Raw genomic sequence first — 23493 nt, 5'->3', positions numbered from 1 at the left:
CAAAGGCCGCAGTTTGAACCTCGCCAGCGGAGCCTGACAACCCTTGGCGCACGCTTTGTGCGTGCGCATGAGTAAGCTCCGTGACAGGCGCGGTCAATCACAGGATAATGCGCCATCTTTTTAGCCGGCCCGTGGTAAACGGGTCGACTCGGTATGCTTGCTTGTTTGGCCGCCTTAGCCTGACAACCCTGGAGTGTCTGGTTTGATTGTCTTCCGTTATCTGTCCCGCGAAGTCCTGTTGACCCTGAGTGCCGTGAGTGCGGTGTTGCTGGTCATCATCATGAGTGGTCGTTTCGTCAAGTTCCTGGCCCAAGCCGCCGCTGGCGCCCTGGATCCGGGCTCACTGTTCCTGATCATGGGCTACCGGATGCCCGGCATGCTTCAGTTGATCCTGCCGCTGGGCCTGTTTCTTGGCATATTGCTGGCCTATGGCCGGCTATACTTGGAAAGCGAAATGACCGTGCTGTCGGCCACCGGCATGAGCCAGCAGCGCCTGCTGGCCATGACCATGGTGCCTGCCGCCGGTGTCGCCCTGGTGGTGGCCTGGTTGAGCATGAGCCTGGCGCCCCAGGGGGCCATGCAATTCCAGCTGCTGCTGAACAAACAGGATGCGATGACGGAGTTCGACACCCTCGAGCCCGGTCGCTTCCAGGCGCTCAGCGACGGTTCGCGGGTGACCTACACCGAAACCATGACCGACGACCGTTCCAACCTGGGCGGCGTGTTCATTTCCCAGAAGAACCTCGGCCAGAACCAGAAAGACCGTGGCATTACCATTCTGGTGGCCGACAGCGGGCGCCAGGAAATCCGTCCCGATGGCAACCGCTACCTGATCCTGGAAAACGGCTACCGCTACGACGGCAGCCCAGGCTTGGCCGACTATCGGGCGATCAAGTACGACACCTATGGCGTCATGCTGCCCAAGGCCGAGATCAGTGACGAGGTCACCGACCGCGACGCACTGCCTACCTCATCGCTGTTCGGCAGCCCGGAATTGCGCTCCATCGCCGAGCTGCAATGGCGCCTGTCCCTGCCGCTGCTGGTGTTTATCGTGACCCTGATGGCCGTGCCGCTGTCACGCGTCAACCCGCGCCAGGGGCGCTTCCTCAAGTTGCTGCCGGCGATCCTGCTGTACATGGCCTACCTGACCATCCTGATTTCTGCCCGTGGCTCCCTGGAGAAGGGCAAGCTGCCGCCGGCCCTGGGCCTGTGGTGGGTACACGGGGTTTTCCTGATGATCGGCCTGGGGCTGCTCTATTGGGAACCTATCCGTTTGAAAATGAAGAGCCGTCGTGGCCTGAAGGAGTTGGCTCGTGGCTAAGCTTGATCGCTACATCGGCATTAGCGTACTGATCGCCATCCTGGCGGTACTGGGCATCATCCTTGGCCTGGCCTTGCTGTTCGCCTTCATTGATGAAGTGGGCAACGTCACCGACACCTACACGGTCACGGACGTGCTGAGCTACGTGGCACTGACCGCGCCGCGTCGTCTTTACGACATGATGCCAATGGCCGCGCTGATTGGCTGCCTGATCGGCCTGGGCACCCTGGCCAGCAACAGCGAGCTGACCATCATGCGCGCCGCCGGGGTGTCCATTGGCCGTATCGTCTGGGCGGTGATGAAACCGATGCTGCTGCTGATGGCGTGCAGCGTGCTGATCGGTGAATACGTCGCGCCACCGGCCGAAGCCACCGCCCAGGCCAATCGCGCCCTGGCCCAGGGTTCGGGCGATGCGCAAAGCGCCAAGCACGGCCTGTGGCACCGCCAGGGTGACGAGTTCATCCACATCAACGCCGTGCAACCGGGTGGCTTGTTGATCGGGGTGACCCGCTACACCTTCGACAAAGAGCGCCACATGTTGTCGTCCAGCTTCGCCAAGCGCGCGCAGTACAGTGGCGAGCAATGGCAACTGAGCGACGTCACCACCACGCACTTTCGTAACGTGGGTCAGGGCACCCAGTCCAGCACCGAAGTGGTGAATGTGCCGACCGAACAGTGGGATATCGCCCTCAAGCCGGAATTGCTCAATACCGTGGTGATGGTGCCGGAAGCCCTGCCTATCTCCGGTTTGTGGAGCTATATCCACTATCTCAAGGATCAGGGTTTGAACAATGGCCGTTACTGGCTGGCGTTCTGGGTGAAAGTCTTGCAACCAGTGGTTACCGCCGCCTTGGTGTTGATGGCGATCTCCTTCATTTTCGGGCCATTGCGTTCCGTGACCCTGGGCCAGCGGGTATTTACCGGTGTGCTGGTGGGCTTCACCTTCCGCATCGCCCAGGACTTGCTCGGGCCGTCGAGCCTGGTATTCGGCTTCTCGCCGCTGTTTGCGGTGCTGGTGCCCACGGCCATTTGCGCCGTGGCCGGGTTCTGGCTGCTGCGCCGGGCCGGTTGAAGCCGCGCTCGCATAATGCCCCTCCCTGTAGGAGCGAGCTTGCTCGCGAAAATCTACGAAACGCCGCGTTTATCCAGGATAAGCGCGTTATCGTTGGTGATCTTCGCGAGCAAGCTCGCTCCTACAGTAACAAGCCCCGTGGAAACGGGGCTTTTTTGTATTGGTCAGCAAAGATGACGTCTGGCCTGAGCATCAGGTACAATTCCCGGCTATTTTTCAGCGGGCAATCTGCCTGCAGCCTTTTTGAGTGTTGATCCGTGAGTGATTTGAGTCATATCCGCAATTTCTCCATCATCGCCCACATTGACCATGGCAAGTCGACGCTGGCCGATCGATTTATCCAGATGTGCGGTGGCCTTGCCGAGCGTGAAATGGAAGCCCAGGTACTGGATTCCATGGACCTCGAACGCGAGCGCGGGATCACCATCAAGGCCCACAGCGTTACTCTGTATTACACCGCCAAAGACGGTATCAAGTACCAGCTGAACTTCATTGACACCCCGGGCCACGTTGACTTCACCTACGAAGTCAGCCGTTCGCTGGCGGCCTGCGAAGGCGCGTTGCTGGTAGTGGACGCAGGCCAGGGCGTTGAAGCCCAGTCCGTGGCCAACTGCTACACCGCCATCGAGCAAGGCCTGGAAGTGATGCCGGTGCTGAACAAAATCGACTTGCCACAAGCCGATCCGGACCGGGTGAAGGAAGAAATCGAAAAAATCATCGGTATTGACGCCACCGACGCCGTCGAGTGCAGCGCCAAGACCGGCCTGGGCGTCGACGAAGTGCTCGAGCGCCTGGTCAAGACCATTCCGGCCCCCACCGGCAACATCGAAGATCCGCTGCAAGCGTTGATCATCGACTCCTGGTTCGACAACTACCTGGGCGTTGTCTCCCTGGTACGTGTGCGCCATGGCCGGGTGAAGAAGGGCGACAAGATTTTGGTCAAGTCCACCGGCAAGATCCACCTGGTGGACAGCGTCGGTGTATTCAACCCGAAACACACCGCCACCGTTGACCTGAAAGCCGGTGAAGTAGGCTTCATCATCGCCGGTATCAAGGACATCCATGGTGCGCCGGTCGGTGACACCCTGACCTTGAGCTCCACCCCTGACGTCGATGTGCTGCCGGGTTTCAAGCGCATCCAGCCTCAGGTCTATGCCGGTCTGTTCCCGGTCAGCTCCGATGACTTCGAAGATTTCCGCGAAGCCCTGCAAAAACTGACCCTCAACGACTCGTCGTTGCAGTACACCCCGGAAAGCTCCGACGCCCTGGGCTTCGGCTTCCGCTGCGGGTTCCTGGGCATGCTGCACATGGAAATCATCCAGGAGCGCCTTGAGCGCGAATACGACCTGGACCTGATCACCACTGCACCGACCGTTATTTTTGAGCTGGCGCTGAAAACCGGTGAAACGATTTACGTCGACAACCCGTCCAAGCTCCCAGACCTGTCTTCCATTGAAGACATGCGCGAGCCCATCGTGCGCGCCAATATCCTTGTGCCGCAGGAACACCTGGGCAACGTGATTACCTTGTGTATCGAAAAGCGTGGCGTACAGCACGACATGCTGTTCCTCGGTACCCAGGTGCAAGTGACCTACGATTTGCCGATGAACGAAGTGGTCCTGGACTTCTTCGACCGTCTCAAGTCCACCAGTCGCGGCTATGCTTCGCTGGACTACCATTTCGATCGTTACCAATCGGCTAATCTGGTGAAACTGGACGTGCTGATCAACGGCGACAAGGTAGATGCCTTGGCACTGATCGTGCACAAGGACAACGCGCACTACAAAGGTCGCCAACTGACCGAGAAGATGAAAGAACTGATTCCGCGCCAGATGTTCGACGTCGCGATCCAGGCCGCCATTGGCGGGCAGATCATTGCACGGACTTCCGTCAAGGCTCTCAGAAAGAACGTACTGGCCAAATGCTACGGCGGTGACGTAAGCCGTAAGCGCAAGCTGCTTGAGAAGCAAAAGGCCGGTAAAAAACGCATGAAGCAAGTAGGCAACGTGGAAATTCCACAAGAAGCCTTCCTTGCGGTGCTCAGGTTGGATAGTTAGGTCCTATGTCACTAAATTTCCCGCTGTTGCTGGTCATTGCCGTTGCCGTCTGTGGTCTCCTGGCGTTGCTCGATCTGGTGTTCTTCGCCCCGCGTCGTCGGGCGGCCATCGCTTCCTATCAGGGCAGCGTCAGCCAGCCCGATGCGGTGGTGGTCGAGAAGCTGAACAAAGAGCCCTTGCTGGTTGAGTACGGCAAGTCGTTCTTCCCGGTGTTGTTCATCGTGCTGGTGCTGCGCTCGTTTCTGGTAGAGCCGTTCCAGATCCCTTCGGGGTCGATGAAACCGACCCTGGACGTGGGCGACTTCATCCTGGTGAACAAGTTTTCCTACGGCATTCGCCTGCCGGTGATCGACAAGAAAGTCATCCCCGTGGGTGACCCGCAGCGCGGCGATGTGATGGTGTTCCGCTACCCAAGCGACCCGAACGTCAACTACATCAAGCGTGTGGTCGGCCTGCCGGGCGACGTGGTGCGCTACACCAGCGACAAGCGCCTGTTCATCAACGGTGAGTCGGTGGCCGAGAAACTGTTGGGCGCCGAGCCGAACACCTTGGGCAGCGCCGAGCTGTACCAGGAAAAACTCGGCGCGGTGGAGCACCAGATCCGCAAGGAAATGAGCCGCTACCGTGCGATGCCGGATGGCCAGTGGAAAGTGCCTGCCGGGCACTACTTCATGATGGGCGACAACCGCGACAACTCCAACGACAGCCGCTATTGGGATGACCCCAACATTCCCAAGGACCTGCTGGGCATGGTGCCCGACGAGAACATTGTCGGCAAAGCCTTCGCGGTCTGGATGAGTTGGCCGGAACCCAAGCTCAGCCACCTGCCGAACTTCTCGCGGGTCGGGCTGATCAAGTAATACAAGCGGCGCTGTGAACACAGCGCCGAATGCTTTTCTGGGGCTTGGACATTTTCCGATGCCCGGTACCCATCAGGATTTGAATTTGAACACTGCGTCAATCGTCGATGGCCGCCGGTGCCATCAACTAGATATGGATAAACCGTGACCGTTTCTCTAAGTCGTCTCGAGCGTCAGCTCGGCTACACCTTCAAGGACCAGGAATTGATGGTCCTTGCCCTCACACACCGCAGCTTTGCAGGGCGTAATAACGAGCGCCTGGAATTTCTCGGTGACGCTATCCTCAATTTCGCCGCCGGCGAGGCGCTGTTCGAGCGCTTCCCCCAAGCGCGAGAAGGCCAGCTTTCGCGCCTGCGCGCACGCCTTGTAAAAGGCGAGACCCTGGCCGTGCTGGCCCGAGGCTTCGGCCTGGGCGAGTACCTGCGGCTGGGTTCCGGCGAGTTGAAAAGCGGCGGTTTCCGTCGCGAGTCAATCCTGGCTGATGCCCTTGAAGCCTTGATCGGTGCGATCTACCTTGATGCAGGCATGGAGACAGCCAAAGAGCGCGTTGTCGCCTGGCTGGCCTCGGAAATCGAAAGCTTGACGCTGGTCGATACCAACAAGGATCCCAAGACCCGCCTGCAAGAATACCTGCAGTCGCGCGGTTGCGAACTGCCACGCTACGAAGTGGTGGATATCCAGGGAGAGCCCCATTGCCGGGTGTTCTTCGTGGAATGTGAAATCACCTTATTGAACGAAAAAAGCCGAGGTCAGGGTGTGAGCCGTCGTATTGCCGAACAGGTAGCGGCCGCTGCAGCACTGATTGCCCTGGGCGTGGAGAATGGCCATGACTGATTCAACCGCAACACGCTGTGGCTATGTTGCCATCGTCGGCCGCCCGAACGTGGGCAAGTCCACGCTGCTCAACCACATCCTCGGCCAGAAGCTTGCGATCACCTCGCGCAAGCCCCAGACCACCCGCCACAACATGCTGGGCATCAAGACCGAAGGCAACGTGCAAGCGGTGTATGTCGATACCCCTGGCATGCACAAAGGCGGCGAGAAAGCCCTGAACCGCTACATGAACAAGACCGCCTCGGCGGCGTTGAAAGACGTCGACGTGGTGATCTTCGTGGTCGACCGCACCAAGTGGACCGACGAAGACCAGATGGTTCTCGAGCGTGTGCAGTACGTGACCGGCCCGTTGATCGTCGCGTTGAACAAGACCGACCGTATCGAAGACAAAGCCGAGCTGATGCCGCACCTGAGCTGGCTGCAGGAACAACTGCCGAACGCCCAGATCATCCCGATCTCGGCCCAGCACGGCCACAACCTCGAAGCCCTGGAGCGCGTGATCGCCGAGCACCTGCCGGAGAACGAGCATTTCTTCCCGGAAGACCAGATCACCGACCGCAGCAGCCGCTTCCTCGCCGCCGAACTAGTGCGCGAGAAAATCATGCGCCAGATGGGCGCCGAACTGCCGTACCAGATCACCGTTGAAATCGAAGAGTTCAAGCAGCAGGGCAAGACCTTGCACATTCATGCGCTGATCCTCGTCGAACGTGACGGCCAGAAGAAGATCATCATTGGCGACAAGGGTGAGCGCATCAAGCGCATCGGCACCGAAGCGCGCAAGGACATGGAGTTGCTGTTCGACTCCAAGATCATGCTCAACCTGTGGGTGAAGGTGAAGGGTGGCTGGTCCGATGATGAGCGTGCGTTGCGCTCCCTGGGCTACGGCGACCTGTAATCGGCCTCCAGTCACACAGCAGGACGAAAAATGTGGGAGCGGGCTTGCTCGCGAAGACGGTTCTTCAGTCGGTACATGTATTGGCTGACCCACCGCTTTCGCGAGCAAGCCCGCTCCCACATTAGGTTTATGTTGTTGTCACAATCGCATTCCAGCAGCGAGAGCCTATGTCCTCAACTCAAGCCCCCAGCCAACTCGCCTACGTCCTGCACAGCCGCGCCTACCGCGAAACCAGCGCGCTGGTGGACTTCCTCACGCCCCAAGGCCGCCTGCGTGCAGTCTTGCGCAGCGCGCGCGGTAAGGCTGGCACCTTGGCGCGGCCGTTCGTGGCGCTGGACGTGGAGTTTCGCGGCAAGGGCGAGCTGAAAAACGTCGGGCGCCTGGAAAGCGTTGGCACCTCGGCCTGGCTTAACGGCGATGCGCTGTTCAGCGGCCTTTATCTCAATGAGCTGCTGATTCGCCTGTTGCCCGCCGAAGACCCGCACCCGGCAGTTTTCGATCACTACGCTGCCACCTTGCTGGCCCTCGCTGAAGGCCGTCCGTTGGAGCCGTTGCTGCGCGCTTTCGAATGGCGTTTGCTCGACGACCTTGGCTACGGCTTCGAACTGGCCAACGACTTGCACGGCGAGCCCATCGCCGCCGATGGCATGTATCGCCTGCAAGTCGATGCGGGGCTTGAGCGTGTGTACCTGCTGCAGCCCGGCCTGTTCCAGGGCACCGAACTGTTGGCCATGAGCGAAGCCGACTGGCACGCTCCCGGCGCGCTGTCTGCGGCCAAGCGCCTGATGCGCCAGGCCTTGGCCGTGCATCTGGGCGGGCGGCCACTGGTCAGTCGCGAGTTGTTTCGAAAGCCCTGACATCCCCGTGTATGCTGTGCACCGATTCTTTCCCTTTTCAGGAGCGCTTCCGTGACCACCAGCAATCGCATTCTTCTTGGCGTCAACATCGACCACGTCGCCACCCTGCGCCAGGCCCGGGGCACCCGTTACCCTGACCCGGTCAAGGCCGCGCTGGACGCCGAAGAAGCGGGCGCCGACGGCATCACCGTGCACCTGCGTGTAGACCGCCGCCACATCCAGGAGCGTGACGTGCTGCTGCTCAAGGACGTGCTGCAAACCCGCATGAACTTCGAAATGGGCGTCACCGAAGAAATGATGGCGTTCGCCGAGCGCATCCGCCCGGCGCATATCTGCCTGGTACCGGAAACCCGCCAGGAACTGACCACCGAAGGCGGCCTCGACGTCGCTGGCCAGGAAGCGCGGATCAAGGCGGCGGTGGAACGCCTGTCGCGGATCGGCAGTGAAGTCTCGCTGTTTATCGACGCCGACGAACGCCAGATCGAAGCTTCCCGCCGTGTCGGCGCCCCTGCGATCGAGCTGCACACTGGCCGTTATGCCGATGCGACCACGCCGACCGAAGTGGCCGACGAACTGCAACGCATCATCGACGGCGTGAACTGCGGCCTCAACGAAGGCTTGATCGTCAACGCCGGCCATGGCCTGCACTATCACAACGTCGAAGCCGTAGCCGCAATCAAAGGCATCAACGAGCTGAACATCGGCCATGCCCTGGTGGCCCACGCGCTGTTCGTTGGTTTCAAAGGCGCGGTGGCCGAGATGAAAGCCCTGATCCTGGCCGCTGCCAAGCATTAATCACCAATGAAGATCAATGTGGGAGCTGGCTTGCCTGCGATAGCGGAGTGTCAGTTGACGCATTCGTAGCAGGCCCACCGCAATCGCAGGCAAGCCAGCTCCCACAGGATGAGCCGTTGTGTTTTTGGCATGCGGCAATGCGAACCCTTACTGTTTAGGCCCCGCAGGTGTATCGTATCTGCCCTTTGCGGGCCCTTGGCCTGCGGCAGATACGCGAGGTTGTTGTGTCCCGATCCTTTTCCCGTCGACAAATCCTGGGTGGTCTTGCTGGCCTGGCCGTAGTAGGCGTCGGTGCCGGCGGTGGCTACCGCTACTGGCTGGGGAAAGTCGCTGAGTCCGAGGCAGGGCACGATTACGAGCTGATCGCCGCGCCCCTGGACGTAGAGTTGGTGCCGGGTCACAAGACTCAGGCCTGGGCGTTCGGTCCTTCGGCGCCGGGCACCGAGTTGCGGGTGCGCCAAGGCGAATGGCTGCGGGTGCGCTTTATCAACCATCTGCCGGTTGCCACCACCATCCACTGGCACGGCATCCGTCTGCCGTTGGAAATGGACGGCGTGCCCTACGTCTCGCAATTACCCGTGCTGCCTGGCGAATACTTCGACTACAAATTCCGCGTGCCCGACGCCGGCAGTTACTGGTACCACCCCCATGTCAGCAGCAGCGAAGAACTCGGCCGTGGCCTGGTCGGCCCGTTGATCGTGGAAGAGCGCGAACCCACCGGCTTCAAGTACGAACGCACCTTGAGCCTGAAGAACTGGCACATCGATGAGGAGGGTGCGTTCGTCGAGTTCAGCATCCCCCGTGAGGCAGCGCGTGGCGGCACGGCTGGGCGTCTGTCGACCATCAACGGCGTGCCCCAGGCGGTCATCGATCTGCCTGCCGGGCAAATCACCCGCGTGCGCCTGCTCAATCTCGACAACACCCTGACCTATCGCCTCAATATCCCTGGCGTCGAAGCGCAGATCTATGCTCTGGACGGCAACCCCATCGAGCCGCGCCCGCTGGGCAAGGAATACTGGTTGGGCCCGGGCATGCGCATTTGCCTGGCGATCAAGGCACCGCCGGCGGGCGAAGAACTGTCGCTGCGCAACGGCCCGGTGCGTCTTGGCACCTTCCGCTCGGTCGCCAATACCGACGCGCCTACCGTGTGGCCGCCGGCATTGCCGGCCAACCCGGTTGCCGAGCCAGACCTGGCCAATGCCGAGAAACTCAACTTCAATTTCGAATGGGTCGGCTCGGTGTCGGTCAATGTCGAGAACGGCAAGCCGCCGAGCCTGTGGCAGATCAACGGCCAGGCCTGGGACATCACCGACAAGACCTGCGCCGACCGCCCGATTGCCAAGCTGGAAAAGGGCAAGAGCTATATTTTCGAATTGAAGAACATGACCCAGTACCAGCACCCGATCCACCTGCACGGCATGAGCTTCAAGGTGCTCGCATCCAACCGCCACAAGGTGATCCCGTATTTCACCGACACCTACCTGCTGGGCAAGAACGAACGCGCCCGTGTGGCCTTGGTGGCGGATAACCCTGGGGTGTGGATGTTCCATTGCCATGTGATCGACCACATGGAAACCGGCCTGATGGCCGCCATCGAGGTGGCGTGATGCGCCAGATTCGCCCCGCCACGATTATCGACCGCAGCCGCGACCAGGACTTTATGCGCGAAGCCCTGGCGCTCGCCGCCCAAGGCGCGGCCTTGGGCGAGGTGCCGGTGGGCGCCGTGCTGGTGCAGGACGGTGAAATCATCGGCCGCGGCTTCAACTGCCCCATCAGCGGCAACGACCCTAGCGCCCATGCCGAAATGGTCGCGATCCGCGCCGCTGCGCAAGCGATCAGCAACTATCGGCTGGTGGGCAGCACGCTGTACGTGACGCTGGAACCGTGCAGCATGTGTGCGGGGCTGATCGTGCATTCGCGGGTGGCGCGGGTGGTGTATGGCGCGTTGGAGCCGAAGGCGGGAATCGTGCAGAGCCAGGGGCAGTTTTTTACCCAGGGTTTTCTTAACCATCGGGTGTTGTTTGAAGGTGGGGTGTTGGCCGAGGAGTGTGGGGCTGTCCTCAGCGAGTTCTTCAAAGCCCGCCGAGCCAAGCCACAATCTAACTAACGCTGAAAAAACCCATGTGGGAGCGGGCTTGCTCGCGAATGCGGTGTTTCAGTCACATTATCTTTGACTGACACACCGCATTCGCGAGCAAGCCCGCTCCCACAGTTTGATCTCCCTTTATTCAAGAAGATCGGCGGGTTATTTGCGAGCGATGATCACTGCCCGCATCGGCGCCGGCAGCCCTTCGATGGTCTTGCTGTGATCTTCGGGGTCGAGGAAGTCACTGAGCGACTGGTACTTCATCCACTCTGTTCCACGCTGTTCCTCAACCGTGGTCACGCTCACATCCACACAACGCACATCACTGAAACCGGCGCGGCGCAGCCATAGCATCAACGCCGGCACCGACGGCAGGAACCACACGTTGCGCATCTGCGCGTAACGGTCTTCCGGCACCAGTACTTGTTGCTGATCGCCTTCCACCACCAATGTTTCCAACACCAGCTCGCCGCCCTTGACCAGGGTGTCCTTCAACGCCAGCAAATGCTCGATGGGCGAGCGGCGGTGGTAGAACACGCCCATGGAAAATACCGTGTCAAAGCCTTCCAGGTTCGCCGGCAAGTCTTCGAACGGGAACGGCAAGTGCCAGGCCTTGGGCTCGGACAGGTAACGCTGCACCGCCTGGAACTGGCAGAAGAACAGCCAGTTGGGGTCCACGCCAATCACGCTGTCGGCCCCGGCGCCGAGCATGCGCCACATGTAGTAGCCGTTGCCGCAGCCCACATCGAGGATGCGCTTGCCTTTGAGGTTCAGGTGCGGCGCGACCCGCGACCACTTCCAGTCCGAACGCCACTCGGTGTCCACATGCACGCCGAACAGATGGAACGGGCCTTTGCGCCACGGGCTCAGGCCCATCAAGGCGGTGTGCATTTGCTCACGGGTGGCGTCGTCGCAATCGGTATCCAGCACTAGGCCGTTGAGCAAATCTACGCTGTTGGGCTGGATCTTCGGCAGTGCGTCCAACGCACTCTGCCAGCGCTCCAGGTCGCCATGGCCTTTTTCCATCTTGCTATCGAGCTGCGCTTGCAGGCCCTGGGCCCACACGGCCAGGGGAGTGCCGACCAGGTGGCGGGCGAGGGGGGACAAATCAATCATGGCAAGGCAATCAACGAGGCAAAGTTAAGACACTGGAACCACGGCACGACTTTCGAGAACCCGGCCGCCAGCAGGCGTTCGCGGTGTTCTTCGAGGCTGTCGGGCTTCATGACGTTTTCGATGGCGCTGCGTTTCTGGGCGATTTCCAGTTCGCTGTAGCCGTTGGCGCGCTTGAAGGCGATATGCAGGTCGGTCAGCAGTGCGTGCTCTTCAACATCGTTAAAGCGCAGCTTTTCCGACAGGATCAACGCCCCGCCCGGCAGCAGCGCCTGGCGAATGCGCCCCAGCAACGCCAGGCGCTCCTGGGGGGCGATAAATTGCAGGGTGAAGTTCAGCGCCACCACCGAGGCAGGCTTGAATTGCAGGGCGAGGATATCGCCCTCGATCACCTCCACGGGCAGCAACTCCTGGAACATCGAGTCCTGGCCATTGAGGTATTCGCGGCAGCGCTCGACCATCGCGGCCGAGTTATCCACAGCGATTACCCGGCAACCCTCGGTGCGTACATGGCGACGCAGGGCTTGGGTCACGGCGCCCAGGGAAGAACCCAGGTCATACAGCACGCTACCCGGCTGGGCAAATTGCGCGGCCAGCACGCCGAGGTTTTCGACGATGGTGGGGTAACCCGGCACCGAGCGCTTGATCATGTCCGGGAACACCCGCACCACATCCTCGTTAAAGGCGAAGTCCGGCACCTGGGGCAGGGGCTGGGCGAATAGGCGATCGGGTTCTTTGCTCACGGCTGTTCCGGCGACGATGGGGGAAAGGCCGGCATTTTAGCCAAGTTGCTCCTCGGATGCGCGGGTTGTCTGATGGAAAGCCGAGGCGGTGATGCCCCACTGCCCGAGCCAGTAGGTGGCGATCAGTAAATAGGGCGCTGCCTCGAACGCCAGCACGAACCGGTTGATGCCGATCAGCGCGTCGGAAACCACAAACGACACCGCACCCGCCGCCGCCAGCCACGCCGAACGTTTGGGCACCTGGCTGCCCAGTCGCGCCAACGCACGCCAGAGCATGGCGCTGATCACCAGCGCGTAAACCACCACCGGTATCAGCAATTCTCCGAGGCCGTGGGCGATCAGGATGCTCAGCAAGATTGCGCCAACGCCGAGGGCCAGCACCAGTGGCAGCAAGGCTAAGCGCCGACAGTCACTGAAATAGGCTTTGAGATAGGCCAGATGCGCGAACAGAAACGCGCCCAGGCCAAAGATAAACAAGTCGCCCGGCCAGGCGAGCAACACGTCGCCCACCAGGGAGAAAATCAACCCCAGGCTGATCCAGCGTCGATACTCGGTGGGCGGCGCGTCATGCAGCCAACCCAGCAGCGCCAGCACCGGCAGTGGCTTGACCAGCAGGCACAGCAGCGTCGCATGGGTCGCCAAGCCATAGACAAAGGTGCCGGCGCCCATCAAGGCAAGGATCAGCCAGGGCATATCAGTTCACCGTAATGGCGCAGTCAAACGTTTCGACAGGTTCGACCTCCGGCTCCCAAGGTTGCTGGGACGTCAGGCGCAAACGCCCTTGCCCTTTGGCAAACGCCTGGAAGCGCCAGGTGGACTGGCCGCCACCGCCGATCACGCCGGATTCGGTGCTGCTGTAGACCTCGGGGCTCAAGGCGCGCAACACGCCGCCCGCGGAGTCCTGGATGGCCCAGCGGTAACCGGTGGTGGGGTTGCTGGGCAGAGTGAGGATCAGGTTTTGCCCGTTTTCAAGCTGGAGCGGGCAGGCGCTCTGGTTGTCCACGCTGACGTTTTGCTTGGGGGCACTGGCGCATCCGGCCAGCAGGGCAAGGCTCAAGGGGAGAAACAGGCGGGCAGCGGTCATGAAGGCTCCGTTAATACACGACGAAGGGGGAGCATAACCGAAGATGAGACAAGGTGTGACAAGAGGGCGTGCGGTATGGCGGCTGGCGCCATCGCGGGCAAGCCCGCTCCCACATTTGACCGCGTTGTCATCAACAACGCCGATCCCTGTGGGAGCCGGGCTTGCCCGCGATAGGGCCAATCCAGGCGCTAGAGATCTATCAGAAGAGCACCTTCGCCACATCCGCAAACCGTTTGGCAAAGTGCACCGTCATCCCTTCCTTCAAATAGTCCGGCAACTCTTCAAAGCTGCCACGGTTGGGCTCCGGCAAGATCAATTCGTGAATCTTCTGGCGCCGGGCCGCAATCACCTTCTCGCGCACCCCGCCAATCGGCAGTACATGCCCGGTCAAGGTCAGTTCGCCAGTCATCGCCACGCCTTTTTTCGGCGGTTGGTTGCGGGCCAGAGACAGCAACGCACTGGCCATGGTCACGCCGGCACTCGGGCCGTCTTTGGGGGTGGCGCCTTCTGGTACGTGCAGGTGCACGAAGGCTTCATCGAAGAACTTCGCATCGCCGCCAAACGACTTCAGGTTGGAACTGATGTAGCTGTAGGCGATTTCGGCGGACTCTTTCATTACCTCACCCAACTGCCCGGTGAGCTTGAAGCCGCGGTTGAGCGTGTGGATGCGCGTCGCTTCAATCGGCAAGGTGGCGCCGCCCATGCTGGTCCAGGCCAGGCCGGTTATCACGCCGGTGCCGGACAGCACTTGTTCATTGCGGAACACGGGCGTGCCCAGGGAGCTTTCCAAATCTTTGTTGCCGATCTTGATCACCGAGTCCGGCTCATCCAGCAGCTTGACCACCGCCTTGCGCACCAGCTTGCCCAGTTGTTTCTCCAACTGCCGCACGCCGGCCTCTCGCGCATAACCATCGATCAAGGCGCGCAAGGCACCGTCGCTGATGGTCAGGCTGTTTTTCGCCACGCCGGCTTTTTCCAATTGCTTGGGCCACAGGTGACGTTTGGCGATGGCGACTTTTTCTTCGGTGATATAGCCCGACAGGCGAATCACTTCCATGCGGTCCAGCAACGGGCCCGGGATCGAGTCCAGGGTGTTGGCGGTGCACACGAACAGCACTTTGGACAGGTCCAGGCGCAGGTCCAGGTAATGGTCGAGGAATTCGACGTTCTGCTCCGGGTCCAGGGTTTCGAGCAGCGCCGACGCCGGGTCGCCCTGGAAGCTCTGGCCCATCTTGTCGATCTCGTCGAGCATGATCACCGGGTTCATCACTTCCACGTCTTTCAACGCCTGCACCAGCTTGCCGGGCAGGGCGCCGATGTAGGTACGGCGGTGGCCCTTGATCTCGGCCTCGTCGCGCATGCCGCCGACGCTGAAGCGATAGAACGGCCGCCCCAGGGATTCGGCGATGGACTTGCCCACACTGGTCTTGCCCACGCCCGGCGGGCCTACCAGCAATACGATGGAACCGGCGACTTCGCCCTTGTAGGCGCCCACGGCGAGGAATTCGAGGATGCGGCTTTTGATGTCATCCAGGCCCGCATGGTGCTTGTCGAGTACCTTGCGCGCGTGCTTGAGGTCGAGTTTGTCTGCGCCGTACACGCCCCACGGCACCGAGGTGGCCCAGTCCAGGTAGTTGCGCGTGACGGCATATTCCGGCGAACCGGTTTCCAGGATCGACAGTTTGTTCAGCTCTTCATCGATGCGCTTCTGTGCCTGGGCCGGCAACACCTTGCCTTGCAGGCGTTGTTCGAACTGTTCGACGTCGGCGCTGCGGTCGTCCTTGGTCAGGCCCAGCTCCTGCTGGATGACCTTGAGTTGTTCCTTGAGGAAGAACTCACGCTGGTGCTCGCCGATCTTTCGGTTCACTTCGGCGGAGAGTTCTTTTTGCAGGCGCGCGACTTCCACCTCTTTGCGCAGCATGGGCAGCACTTTTTCCATGCGCTTGAGCATGGGCACGCAGTCCAGCACTTCCTGCAGCTCATTACCGGTGGCCGAGGTGAGGGCGGCGGCGAAGTCGGTGAGCGGCGACGGGTCGTTGGGGCTGAAGCGGTTGAGGTAGTTCTTCAACTCTTCGCTGTACAGCGGGTTGAGGGGCAGCAGTTCCTTGATCGCATTGATCAGCGCCATCCCGTAGGCCTTGACCTCATCGGTCGGCTCGCTGGGCTGGTGCGGGTATTCGACTTCCACCAGGTACGGTGGGCGGTGGTGCTTGAGCCAGGTCTTGATGCGCACGCGGGTCAGGCCCTGGGCCACGAACTGCAGCTTGCCGTTCTCGCGGCTGGCGTGGTGCACCTTCACCAGGGTGCCGTACAGCGGCAGGGCGGAGGTGTCGAAGTGCCGTGGGTCTTCGGGCGGCGTGTCCATGAAAAACAGCGCAAGGGAATGGTGGTCGGATTTGCTCACCAACTCCAGGGTTTCGGCCCAGGGCTCTTCATTGACGATCACCGGCAACACTTGGGCCGGGAAAAACGGCCGGTTGTGGATCGGGATGATGTAGACCTTGTCTGGCAGGTTTTGCCCAGGCAGCGCCAGGCCAGTATTGGACGAGGGGGTTTCAGCGTTTTCGGGGTCGGCGTAATCGTTGAGGTCGTAATCTGGAAATTCTTGCTGGTCGCTCATGGGGCACCTGCATCAGTAAGTATGCAGGTTAGATGGGGCGGGGTTGCGGTGGTTTCAATGGCGGGGCGTCGTTAGCAACAATTTGCATGAAATAACGGGAGAGGTGCGGCCAAGGTGGGGGAGGGAGCAAGCCTCACTCACCTTCTCAGCTGATTTTGTGCAGGTAGGCAGGCAGCGGTTGTTCGGGGAGTACCGAGAGCACTTTCAGGCGCTGCAACATGCGCTGGCTGGCCCGCTGCAAATGCTCGCGCAGGTTCAGCGCCGCAGCATCAAATGCCCCATGCAGCAACAGCTCAAGTATCAGCCGATGTTCGGTCAACATGGCAGGATCGGCGCCGATCCCCAGTAAACGGTAGAAGATTCGACTGATGATCATCGGGCTCTGGCCCTGGCGGATCAGTGCGGCGATCTTGCGGTTTTGCAGGCCGGCCAGGCAGCGCTGGTGCAAGTCTTCTTCAATTTGTTCGATGGCTTCCAGTCTGCAATGGGGGCTGGCCTGGGCGTCGAGTACGCGCTGCAACATTGCCTGGAGCAGGTCGCGGTCAAGGTCAGGCGCGCTCTGGCGCAGGGCTTCGGGCTCCAGGCAGGCACGCAGCTCGTAGTCTTCGGTGACTTCGCGGGCGGTCAAGGGCCCGGCCAGCCATTGGGAGTACGGCTCCTTTTCTACCAGGCCGCGGTCGCGCAGGCGCATCAGCGCTTCGCGCACTACGGCGCGGCTGACGCCGTAGTGGTCAGCCGCGGCTTGCTCGTCCAGGCGGTAATGGCCGAACGCGATGCAGGTGGACAGCGCCGCGCCGATCTCCTCGACAATTCGCTCGCCCAATGGCCGGGTGTCCACCAGCTCATCATCGTGGTTGAGGCCCAGGTGCCCATGACTCAAGGGCAGGCGCAGAGGCTCCATGTTTAGGCCGTCAGGATTGATCAGGTAACCGCGGCCATTGAAGCGGCAAATCAGCCCTTCGGCATGCAACAGGTCCAGCGCCTTGCGCACCGGCACACGGCTGGTGCCGAACAGTTCAGCCAGCGGCGCTTCAAGCAATACCAACCCGTGACGGGCGGTGCCGTTGACGATCGCGTCGCGCAAAATCTGGTGAATCATCGCGTAACGGGAGGCCGAGGCGGACACTGTTTTCATCTGTTTCTCTAAGTAAAAAGCTCTGGGCTTGCAGGACGCTGGCCGGGGATTCTCTCATAGATGGGCTGTCACTCTGCGCCACGTCGGCGGCACATTTTTGGGGCTGTGCAGGACAGGATGTTACTTTTCTGCACCAAAATGTATTTTATAATAAAAGATACATTATTTCATTCGGGACGCATGTCCATCCATTCGTCAATTTTTTTCACCTTATCAAAAGGTATCTAGCCCGTACCTCAGCAGATAAAACCTGAAGCGTGGGGACCACGCCTTGATGAGACTGGCACGAAAGCTGCCTTTATAAAATGTACATTTTATTAATTTGTACGTTTTAGAGGGTCATCTTGATGTCAGATGCCACTTCCATGGCCGAAGCCTTCGCCAGTGGTCGCAGTGATCCGGTGCAGGTGCTTGAGCAAGCCCTTCTTCATGCAAGCATGGCCCCCAGCGTTTTCATCTCTCTGACGGCTGAGCGTGCTCGGCGTGAGGCTCAAGCATCCGCCGCACGCTGGCGCGCCGGGCAGCCTTTGAGCCAGTTCGACGGCGTGCCTCTGGCTTGGAAAGATTTGTTCGACATGGCCGGCAGTGTCACCACGGCCGGTGCTGCCTACCGTCGCCATGCGCCGGCTGCCGTGCAAGATGCGCCCTGTGTTGAACGGTTGTGTCGCGCCGGTATGGTCAGCCTGGGCAAGACCAACCTCAGCGAACTGGCCTACTCCGGTCTGGGCCTGAACCCGCATTTCGGAACACCCCATAACCCGAGCAGCAGCGATCAGCCACGCATTCCCGGCGGTTCGTCCTCGGGGTCGGCGGTCGCCGTGGCGGCGGGCATTGTGCCGATTGCCATGGGCACCGACACCGCGGGCTCGATCCGTATCCCTGCGGCACTCAATGGCGTGGTGGGGTATCGCAGCAGTTGCCAGCGCTACAGTCGCGAGGGCGTTTTTCCTCTGGCGCACAGCCTCGACAGCCTCGGGCCGCTGACGCGCAGTGTGCGTGATGCCTTGGCCCTCGACGACGTGCTCCATGGCCGAAGCCAGCGCCATGTCGCCACTAGCCTCAAGGGCCTGCGCCTGGTCTTGGAGCAAGGCGCGCTGGAAGGTATCGAGCCGGCCGTGCGCGATAACCTGCTGCACGCCGCCGACCAGCTGAGGGCGTCTGGTGCGTTGATCGAGGTGCGCCCATCCGCCACGTTCCAGGCCACCCTGGCGCTGATCAAAGAGCACGGCTGGCTCGGTTCATTCGAAGCGTTTGCCCTGCACGAAGCCTTGCTGAAAAGCACCGACGCCGAGCAACTCGACCCCCGTGTGCGCCGCCGCCTCGAAGCCGCACGCGCGCTGCCGGCCAGTCAACGCCTGCACGTGATCGACGCGCGTCGGCGGCTGCAACAGCAATTGCTCGATGACCTCGACGGTGCCCTGTTGATAACACCGACCGTCGCCCACGTCGCCCCGCCTTTGGCAGCGTTGGAGGCCGACGACGAGCTGTTCGTCACCACCAACCTCGCCACCCTGCGCCTGACCATGCCGGGCAGTTTGCTCGACATGCCAGGCGTCAGCTTGCCCAGCGGCCGCGACGCCCTGGGCTTGCCCACCGGGTTGCTGCTCAGCGCCCCGACTGGCGAAGACGCACGCCTGTTAGGCGCGGCGTTGGCCGTTGAATCCGTACTGACTCGTTAAGGAGACACACCATGGCTAAAGATATTCTCTGTGCATTTGGCGTTGACGTGGACGCCGTCGCCGGTTGGCTCGGTTCCTATGGCGGCGAAGATTCGCCCGACGACATCTCCCGTGGCCTGTTCGCCGGTGAAGTCGGCGCGCCGCGCCTGCTCAAATTGTTTGAACGCTACGGCTTGCGCACCACCTGGTTTATCCCGGGCCACTCGATGGAAACCTTTCCCGAGCAGATGAAGGCTGTGGCCGACGCTGGCCACGAAATCGGTGTGCATGGCTACAGCCACGAAAACCCCATCGCCATGACCGCCGAGCAAGAAGAGATCGTGCTCGACAAATCCATCGACCTGATCACCCAGGTCACCGGCAAACGTCCCACCGGCTACGTTGCGCCATGGTGGGAATTCAGCAAGGTCACCAACGAGCTGCTGCTGAAAAAAGGCATCAAGTACGACCACAGCTTGATGCACAACGACTTCCACCCCTACTACGTGCGCAAGGGGGATAGCTGGACCAAGATCGACTACAGCCAGCACCCCGACACCTGGATGAAGCCTTTGGTGCGCGGCGAAGAAACCGACCTGGTGGAGATCCCGGCGAACTGGTACCTGGACGACCTGCCGCCAATGATGTTCATCAAGAAAGCCCCCAACAGCCACGGCTTCGTCAACCCGCGCCATCTGGAAGAAATGTGGCGTGACCAGTTCGACTGGGTCTACCGCGAACACGAACATGCCGTGTTCACCATGACCATCCACCCCGACGTGTCTGGCCGCCCGCAAGTGCTGTTGATGCTGGAGCGCTTGATCGAACACATCCAGAGCCATGCCGGCGTGCGCTTCGTCACCTTCAACGAAATCGCCGACGATTTTATTCGCCGCCAACCGCGTACCTGACGTCCACCCGGTAGGCGCGAGCTTGCTCGCGAAGGTCGTCAACGATAACGCAGGCCACCTGGTTTTACGCAGTGCCTGTGCGTTCTTCGCGAGCAAGCACGCTCTTACAGAAGGGCAACCCCTATCCCTTGAGGCGCGATTCATGTCTATCTACAACAAGCTTGACCTGACTGGCTGGAAACCCCGGCAACTGACATCCAAGGAAGTGCGCTTTGCCACCTGGATCGCGTTTTTTGCCTGGGTGTTTGCGGTGTATGACTTCATTCTGTTCGGCACCTTGCTGCCGGAAATTGGCCGGCACTTCGGTTGGGGTGAAGTCGAGCAAGCTGAGATTGCGACCTGGGTGGCAGTGGGCACGGCGGTGGTGGCCTTTGCCATTGGCCCCGTGGTCGATAAATTGGGGCGGCGCACCGGCATTATCTTCACCGTGGCCGGCTCCGCGTTGTGCTCGGCACTCACCGCCATTGGCGGCGCGTGGGGCAAGTCGCCGCTGATTCTGATCCGTTCGTTGGGCGGCCTGGGTTATGCCGAGGAAACCGTCAACGCCACCTACTTGAGCGAACTGTATGGCGCCTCAGAGGATCCGCGGCTGACCAAGCGGCGCGGGTTTATCTACAGCCTGGTGCAGGGCGGCTGGCCGGTCGGTGCATTGATCGCCGCAGGTTTGACCGCGCTGTTGCTGCCGATTGTCGGCTGGCAGGGCTGCTTTATCTTCGCCGCCGTCCCGGCCATTGTGATCGCGATCATGGCGCGCAAGCTCAAGGAGAGCCCGCAGTTCCAGATCCACCAGCGCATCAGTCAACTGCGCAAAAGCGGTGCGGTAAAAGAAGCACAGAACGTCGCTGAAACTTACGGCGTGGACTACGACGAGCACAGCAAAGCCGGCCTCAAAGCCGCGTTCCGTGGCCCGGCGCGCCGTGCCACCCTGGTGATCGGTGCCGCGCTGCTGCTCAACTGGGCGGCCATCCAGGTGTTCAGCGTGTTGGGAACGTCGGTCATTGTCAGCGTGCACCACATCTCGTTTGAGAATTCGCTGATCATCCTGGTGCTGTCGAACCTGGTGGGTTACTGCGGCTACCTCAGCCACGGCTGGATGGGCGACAAGATCGGCCGCCGCAATGTGATCGGCCTTGGCTGGATGCTCGGCGGCCTGGCGTTCGCCGGCATGCTGTTTGGGCCCAGCAATATGCCGATGGTGGTCGGGCTGTATAGCCTGGGCCTGTTCTTTTTGATCGGACCGTACTCGGCGGCGCTGTTTTTTATCAGCGAAAGTTTTCCCACCAGCATCCGCGCCACCGGCGGCGCGATCATCCATGCCATGGGCCCGATTGGTGCAGTGATCGCAGGCTTTGGTGCCACCCAAGTATTGGCCGCCGGCAGTGACTGGCAGACCGCCGCGCTGTGGTTCGGTGCGTTGCCGTGCTTCCTGTCCGGAGCCCTGATGTTCGCCGCGCGCCACGTACGCCCGGAAACTGTCCAGTAAGGAGTGTTCGATGAAACGCAAAGTTGCCTTGATTACCGGTGCCGCCAGCGGCATCGGCCAAGCCCTCGCCGTGGCATATGCGCGCAATGGCGTGGCGGTGGTGGGCGGGTATTACCCGGCTGACCCCCATGACCCGCAGGACACCGTGTCGCAGGTGCAAGCGGCGGGCGGCGAGTGCGTGATGCTGCCCTTGGACGTGGGCAATAGCGCCTCGGTTGACGCCCTGGCCGAGCAGGCCGTGCAGCATTTCGGACGCCTGGATTACGCGGTGGCCAACGCCGGGTTGTTGCGCCGCGCGCCGTTGCTGGAGATGACCGACGCGCTGTGGGACGAGATGCTCAATGTCGACTTGACCGGGGTAATGCGCACCTTCCGCGCCGCGACTCGGCACATGAACGAAGGCGGTGCGCTGGTGGCGATATCGTCGATTGCCGGTGGGGTGTATGGCTGGCAGGAACACAGCCATTACGCGGCGGCCAAGGCCGGCGTGCCGGGGCTGTGTCGTTCATTGGCGGTGGAGTTGGCGCCCTTGGGGATTCGCTGCAATGCGGTGATTCCCGGCTTGATCGAGACGCCGCAGTCGTTGGATGCGCAGAACTCGTTGGGGCCTGAGGGCCTGGCGAAAGCGGCGCGGGCGATCCCGCTGGGGCGAGTCGGGCGGGCGGATGAGGTGGCGTCGCTGGTGCAGTTCTTGACCAGTGATGCGTCGAGCTACCTGACGGGCCAAAGCATTGTGATCGACGGTGGCCTGACCGTGCGCTGGCCGGACTGACGTGCTCAACCTAAATGTGGGAGGGGGCAAGCCCCTCCCACAGGGAACCGTGTTTTTTCAGGAGTTTTTATGAGTCAACTCACTCACCGCCGCGCCGTCATCACCGGCGCCGGCAGCGGCATCGGTGCCGCCATCGCCCGCGCCTACGCCACCGAAGGCGCACGCCTGCTGCTGGCCGACCGTAATGCCGCGAGTCTGGCTGAAACCGCGATCACCTGCCGCAACCTGGGGGCCGAGGTGGTCGAATGCCTGGCCGACGTCGGCAGCGTCGAAGGCGCCCAGGCCAGTGTCGACCGCTGCGTCGAACACTTTGGCGGCATCGACATCCTGGTCAACAACGCCGGCATGCTCACCCAGGCGCGTTGTGTCGACCTGAGCATTGAGATGTGGAACGACATGCTGCGCGTCGATCTCACCAGCGTCTTTATCGCCAGCCAGCGCGCCTTGCCGCATATGCTTGCGCAGCGCTGGGGGCGGATCATTAACGTTGCCTCGCAACTGGGTATCAAGGGCGGCGCCGAGCTGACCCATTATGCTGCAGCCAAGGCCGGGGTGATCGGCTTTACCAAATCCCTGGCATTGGAAGTGGCCAAGGACAATGTGCTGGTCAACGCCATCGCCCCCGGGCCCATCGAAACGCCGTTGGTGGGCGGCATCAGCGACACCTGGAAACGCGCCAAGGCCGCCGAGCTGCCGCTGGGCCGCTTCGGCCTGGCGGATGAAGTCGCGCCGGTGGCGGTACTGCTGGCCAGCGAGCCCGGCGGCAACCTGTTCGTGGGCCAGACCCTGGGGCCGAATTCCGGCGACGTCATGCCATGAGCGGGGTGTAGCCATGTGTGGACTCTGCGGGCTGTTGGGTGAAGACCTGCATTGGAGCGACCCTTTGGGCGACGCCTTGCCGCGACGGCGTGAGCGCCTGCGCCGCATTGCGGCGATCAACCAGGTGCTGGCGGTGTTCCGGCTCAAGGTCGAAGACTTTCAAGGTGCCTCTTACCTGCTAATCGGTGCCACCGGTAAACAGGCACTGGCGAGCGGTTTAGACCCACTCTGGCAAGCAGCTGAAAGCATGCTGGGGCGGCCCTTGGATCCCCTCGATCCCACCCTGCTCGACCATTTGGAACACAACCCATTGTAGGCGCGAGCGTGCTCGCGAAAAACGTTAACGATAACGCGCTGCCTGGATGAACGCGGCGCTCT

22 protein-coding genes are annotated in these 23493 nt (G+C 61.3%); 16 read left to right on the top strand and 6 right to left on the bottom strand.

All coding sequences use genetic code 11. From position 1 onward, the window contains the following. Nucleotides 1-202 precede the first annotated feature (202 nt). The 10 genes from lptF (at nt 203) to tadA (ending at nt 10798) form a co-directional block, all read left to right on the top strand. On the top strand, nt 203-1321 hold the full coding sequence (lptF, locus tag PSH76_RS22305) for an LPS export ABC transporter permease LptF (protein ID WP_003188848.1): 1119 nt from the start codon (nt 203-205) through the stop codon (nt 1319-1321). Continuing rightward, nucleotides 1314-2393, top strand: a complete 1080-nt coding sequence (gene lptG, locus PSH76_RS22300; protein WP_044272060.1) for an LPS export ABC transporter permease LptG — start codon at nt 1314-1316, stop codon at nt 2391-2393. The genes lptF and lptG overlap by 8 nt, the downstream gene beginning before the upstream one ends. A gap of 257 nt (nt 2394-2650) precedes the next feature. Beyond that, nucleotides 2651-4450 carry a translation elongation factor 4 gene (gene lepA / locus PSH76_RS22295; protein ID WP_029297480.1) on the top strand — a complete coding sequence of 600 codons (1800 nt, stop codon included), beginning with the start codon at nt 2651-2653 and terminating at the stop codon, nt 4448-4450. 5 nt (nt 4451-4455) lie between these two features. Next, nucleotides 4456-5310, top strand: coding sequence for a signal peptidase I (gene lepB / locus PSH76_RS22290; RefSeq protein WP_003188855.1), 855 nt, complete (start codon nt 4456-4458; stop codon nt 5308-5310). 144 nt (nt 5311-5454) lie between these two features. Beyond that, nucleotides 5455-6144 (top strand): ribonuclease III, encoded by a 690-nt coding sequence (rnc, locus tag PSH76_RS22285; RefSeq protein WP_003188856.1) that lies wholly within the window; start codon nt 5455-5457, stop codon nt 6142-6144. Beyond that, nucleotides 6137-7039 (top strand): GTPase Era, encoded by a 903-nt coding sequence (era, locus tag PSH76_RS22280; protein ID WP_028618988.1) that lies wholly within the window; start codon nt 6137-6139, stop codon nt 7037-7039. Before rnc ends, era begins: the two co-directional genes overlap by 8 nt. Nucleotides 7040-7206: 167 nt before the next feature. After that, nucleotides 7207-7896, top strand: coding sequence for a DNA repair protein RecO (gene recO / locus PSH76_RS22275; protein WP_305492931.1), 690 nt, complete (start codon nt 7207-7209; stop codon nt 7894-7896). Between the two features lie 51 nt (nt 7897-7947). Then, nucleotides 7948-8691, top strand: coding sequence for a pyridoxine 5'-phosphate synthase (gene pdxJ / locus PSH76_RS22270; protein ID WP_305492930.1), 744 nt, complete (start codon nt 7948-7950; stop codon nt 8689-8691). 224 nt (nt 8692-8915) lie between these two features. Beyond that, a complete protein-coding gene (locus tag PSH76_RS22265) occupies nt 8916-10298 on the top strand; it encodes a multicopper oxidase family protein (RefSeq protein WP_278916786.1) in 1383 nt (460 codons plus the stop codon). Then, nucleotides 10298-10798, top strand: a complete 501-nt coding sequence (gene tadA / locus PSH76_RS22260; protein ID WP_098949478.1) for a tRNA adenosine(34) deaminase TadA — start codon at nt 10298-10300, stop codon at nt 10796-10798. The genes PSH76_RS22265 and tadA overlap by 1 nt, the downstream gene beginning before the upstream one ends. 138 nt (nt 10799-10936) lie before the next feature. On the opposite strand, the gene cmoB is transcribed toward tadA, so the two are convergent. The 6 genes from cmoB to PSH76_RS22230 all read right to left on the bottom strand — a co-directional run bounded on the left by cmoB (nt 10937) and on the right by PSH76_RS22230 (nt 17472). Then, on the bottom strand, nt 10937-11893 hold the full coding sequence (gene cmoB / locus PSH76_RS22255; protein WP_305492929.1) for a tRNA 5-methoxyuridine(34)/uridine 5-oxyacetic acid(34) synthase CmoB: 957 nt from the start codon (nt 11891-11893) through the stop codon (nt 10937-10939). After that, on the bottom strand, nt 11890-12633 hold the full coding sequence (gene cmoA, locus PSH76_RS22250; protein WP_014717080.1) for a carboxy-S-adenosyl-L-methionine synthase CmoA: 744 nt from the start codon (nt 12631-12633) through the stop codon (nt 11890-11892). The genes cmoB and cmoA overlap by 4 nt, the downstream gene beginning before the upstream one ends. A 36-nt stretch (nt 12634-12669) precedes the next feature. Next, nucleotides 12670-13326, bottom strand: coding sequence for a lysoplasmalogenase (locus tag PSH76_RS22245; RefSeq protein ID WP_032893400.1), 657 nt, complete (start codon nt 13324-13326; stop codon nt 12670-12672). 1 nt (nt 13327) lies between these two features. After that, nucleotides 13328-13717, bottom strand: a complete 390-nt coding sequence (locus tag PSH76_RS22240; RefSeq protein ID WP_305492928.1) for a protease inhibitor I42 family protein — start codon at nt 13715-13717, stop codon at nt 13328-13330. A gap of 199 nt (nt 13718-13916) precedes the next feature. After that, nucleotides 13917-16337, bottom strand: a complete 2421-nt coding sequence (gene lon / locus PSH76_RS22235) for an endopeptidase La (protein ID WP_047712670.1) — start codon at nt 16335-16337, stop codon at nt 13917-13919. A 145-nt stretch (nt 16338-16482) separates the two neighbouring features. After that, nucleotides 16483-17472 carry a GntR family transcriptional regulator gene (locus PSH76_RS22230; RefSeq protein WP_305492927.1) on the bottom strand — a complete coding sequence of 330 codons (990 nt, stop codon included), beginning with the start codon at nt 17470-17472 and terminating at the stop codon, nt 16483-16485. Nucleotides 17473-17819: 347 nt separating this feature from the next. Between PSH76_RS22230 and PSH76_RS22225 the strand changes: the two genes are divergently transcribed. From PSH76_RS22225 to PSH76_RS22200, 6 genes are all read left to right on the top strand, one after another. After that, entirely contained in the window at nt 17820-19151 is a 1332-nt protein-coding gene (locus tag PSH76_RS22225; RefSeq protein ID WP_032893395.1) for an amidase, read from the top strand. Between the two features lie 11 nt (nt 19152-19162). After that, entirely contained in the window at nt 19163-20041 is an 879-nt protein-coding gene (locus tag PSH76_RS22220; protein ID WP_032893393.1) for a polysaccharide deacetylase, read from the top strand. A 142-nt stretch (nt 20042-20183) separates the two neighbouring features. After that, nucleotides 20184-21524: an MFS transporter gene (locus PSH76_RS22215; protein WP_032893391.1), complete on the top strand. Its 1341-nt coding sequence runs from the start codon at nt 20184-20186 to the stop codon at nt 21522-21524. 10 nt (nt 21525-21534) lie between these two features. Continuing rightward, a complete protein-coding gene (locus PSH76_RS22210) occupies nt 21535-22296 on the top strand; it encodes an SDR family NAD(P)-dependent oxidoreductase (protein WP_032893390.1) in 762 nt (253 codons plus the stop codon). A gap of 69 nt (nt 22297-22365) precedes the next feature. Further along, nucleotides 22366-23115, top strand: coding sequence for an SDR family NAD(P)-dependent oxidoreductase (locus PSH76_RS22205; RefSeq protein ID WP_032893388.1), 750 nt, complete (start codon nt 22366-22368; stop codon nt 23113-23115). Nucleotides 23116-23128: 13 nt separating this feature from the next. Further along, nucleotides 23129-23431 carry a hypothetical protein gene (locus PSH76_RS22200; protein WP_056789941.1) on the top strand — a complete coding sequence of 101 codons (303 nt, stop codon included), beginning with the start codon at nt 23129-23131 and terminating at the stop codon, nt 23429-23431. Nucleotides 23432-23493: the final 62 nt, after the last annotated feature.

Origin of the sequence: Pseudomonas sp. FP215, assembly GCF_030687795.1 — a bacterium.
GTDB lineage: Bacteria > Pseudomonadota > Gammaproteobacteria > Pseudomonadales > Pseudomonadaceae > Aquipseudomonas > Aquipseudomonas salmasensis.
Note: the sequence above shows the minus strand (reverse complement) of the source record. Positions and strands in the feature narration are given on the sequence as shown.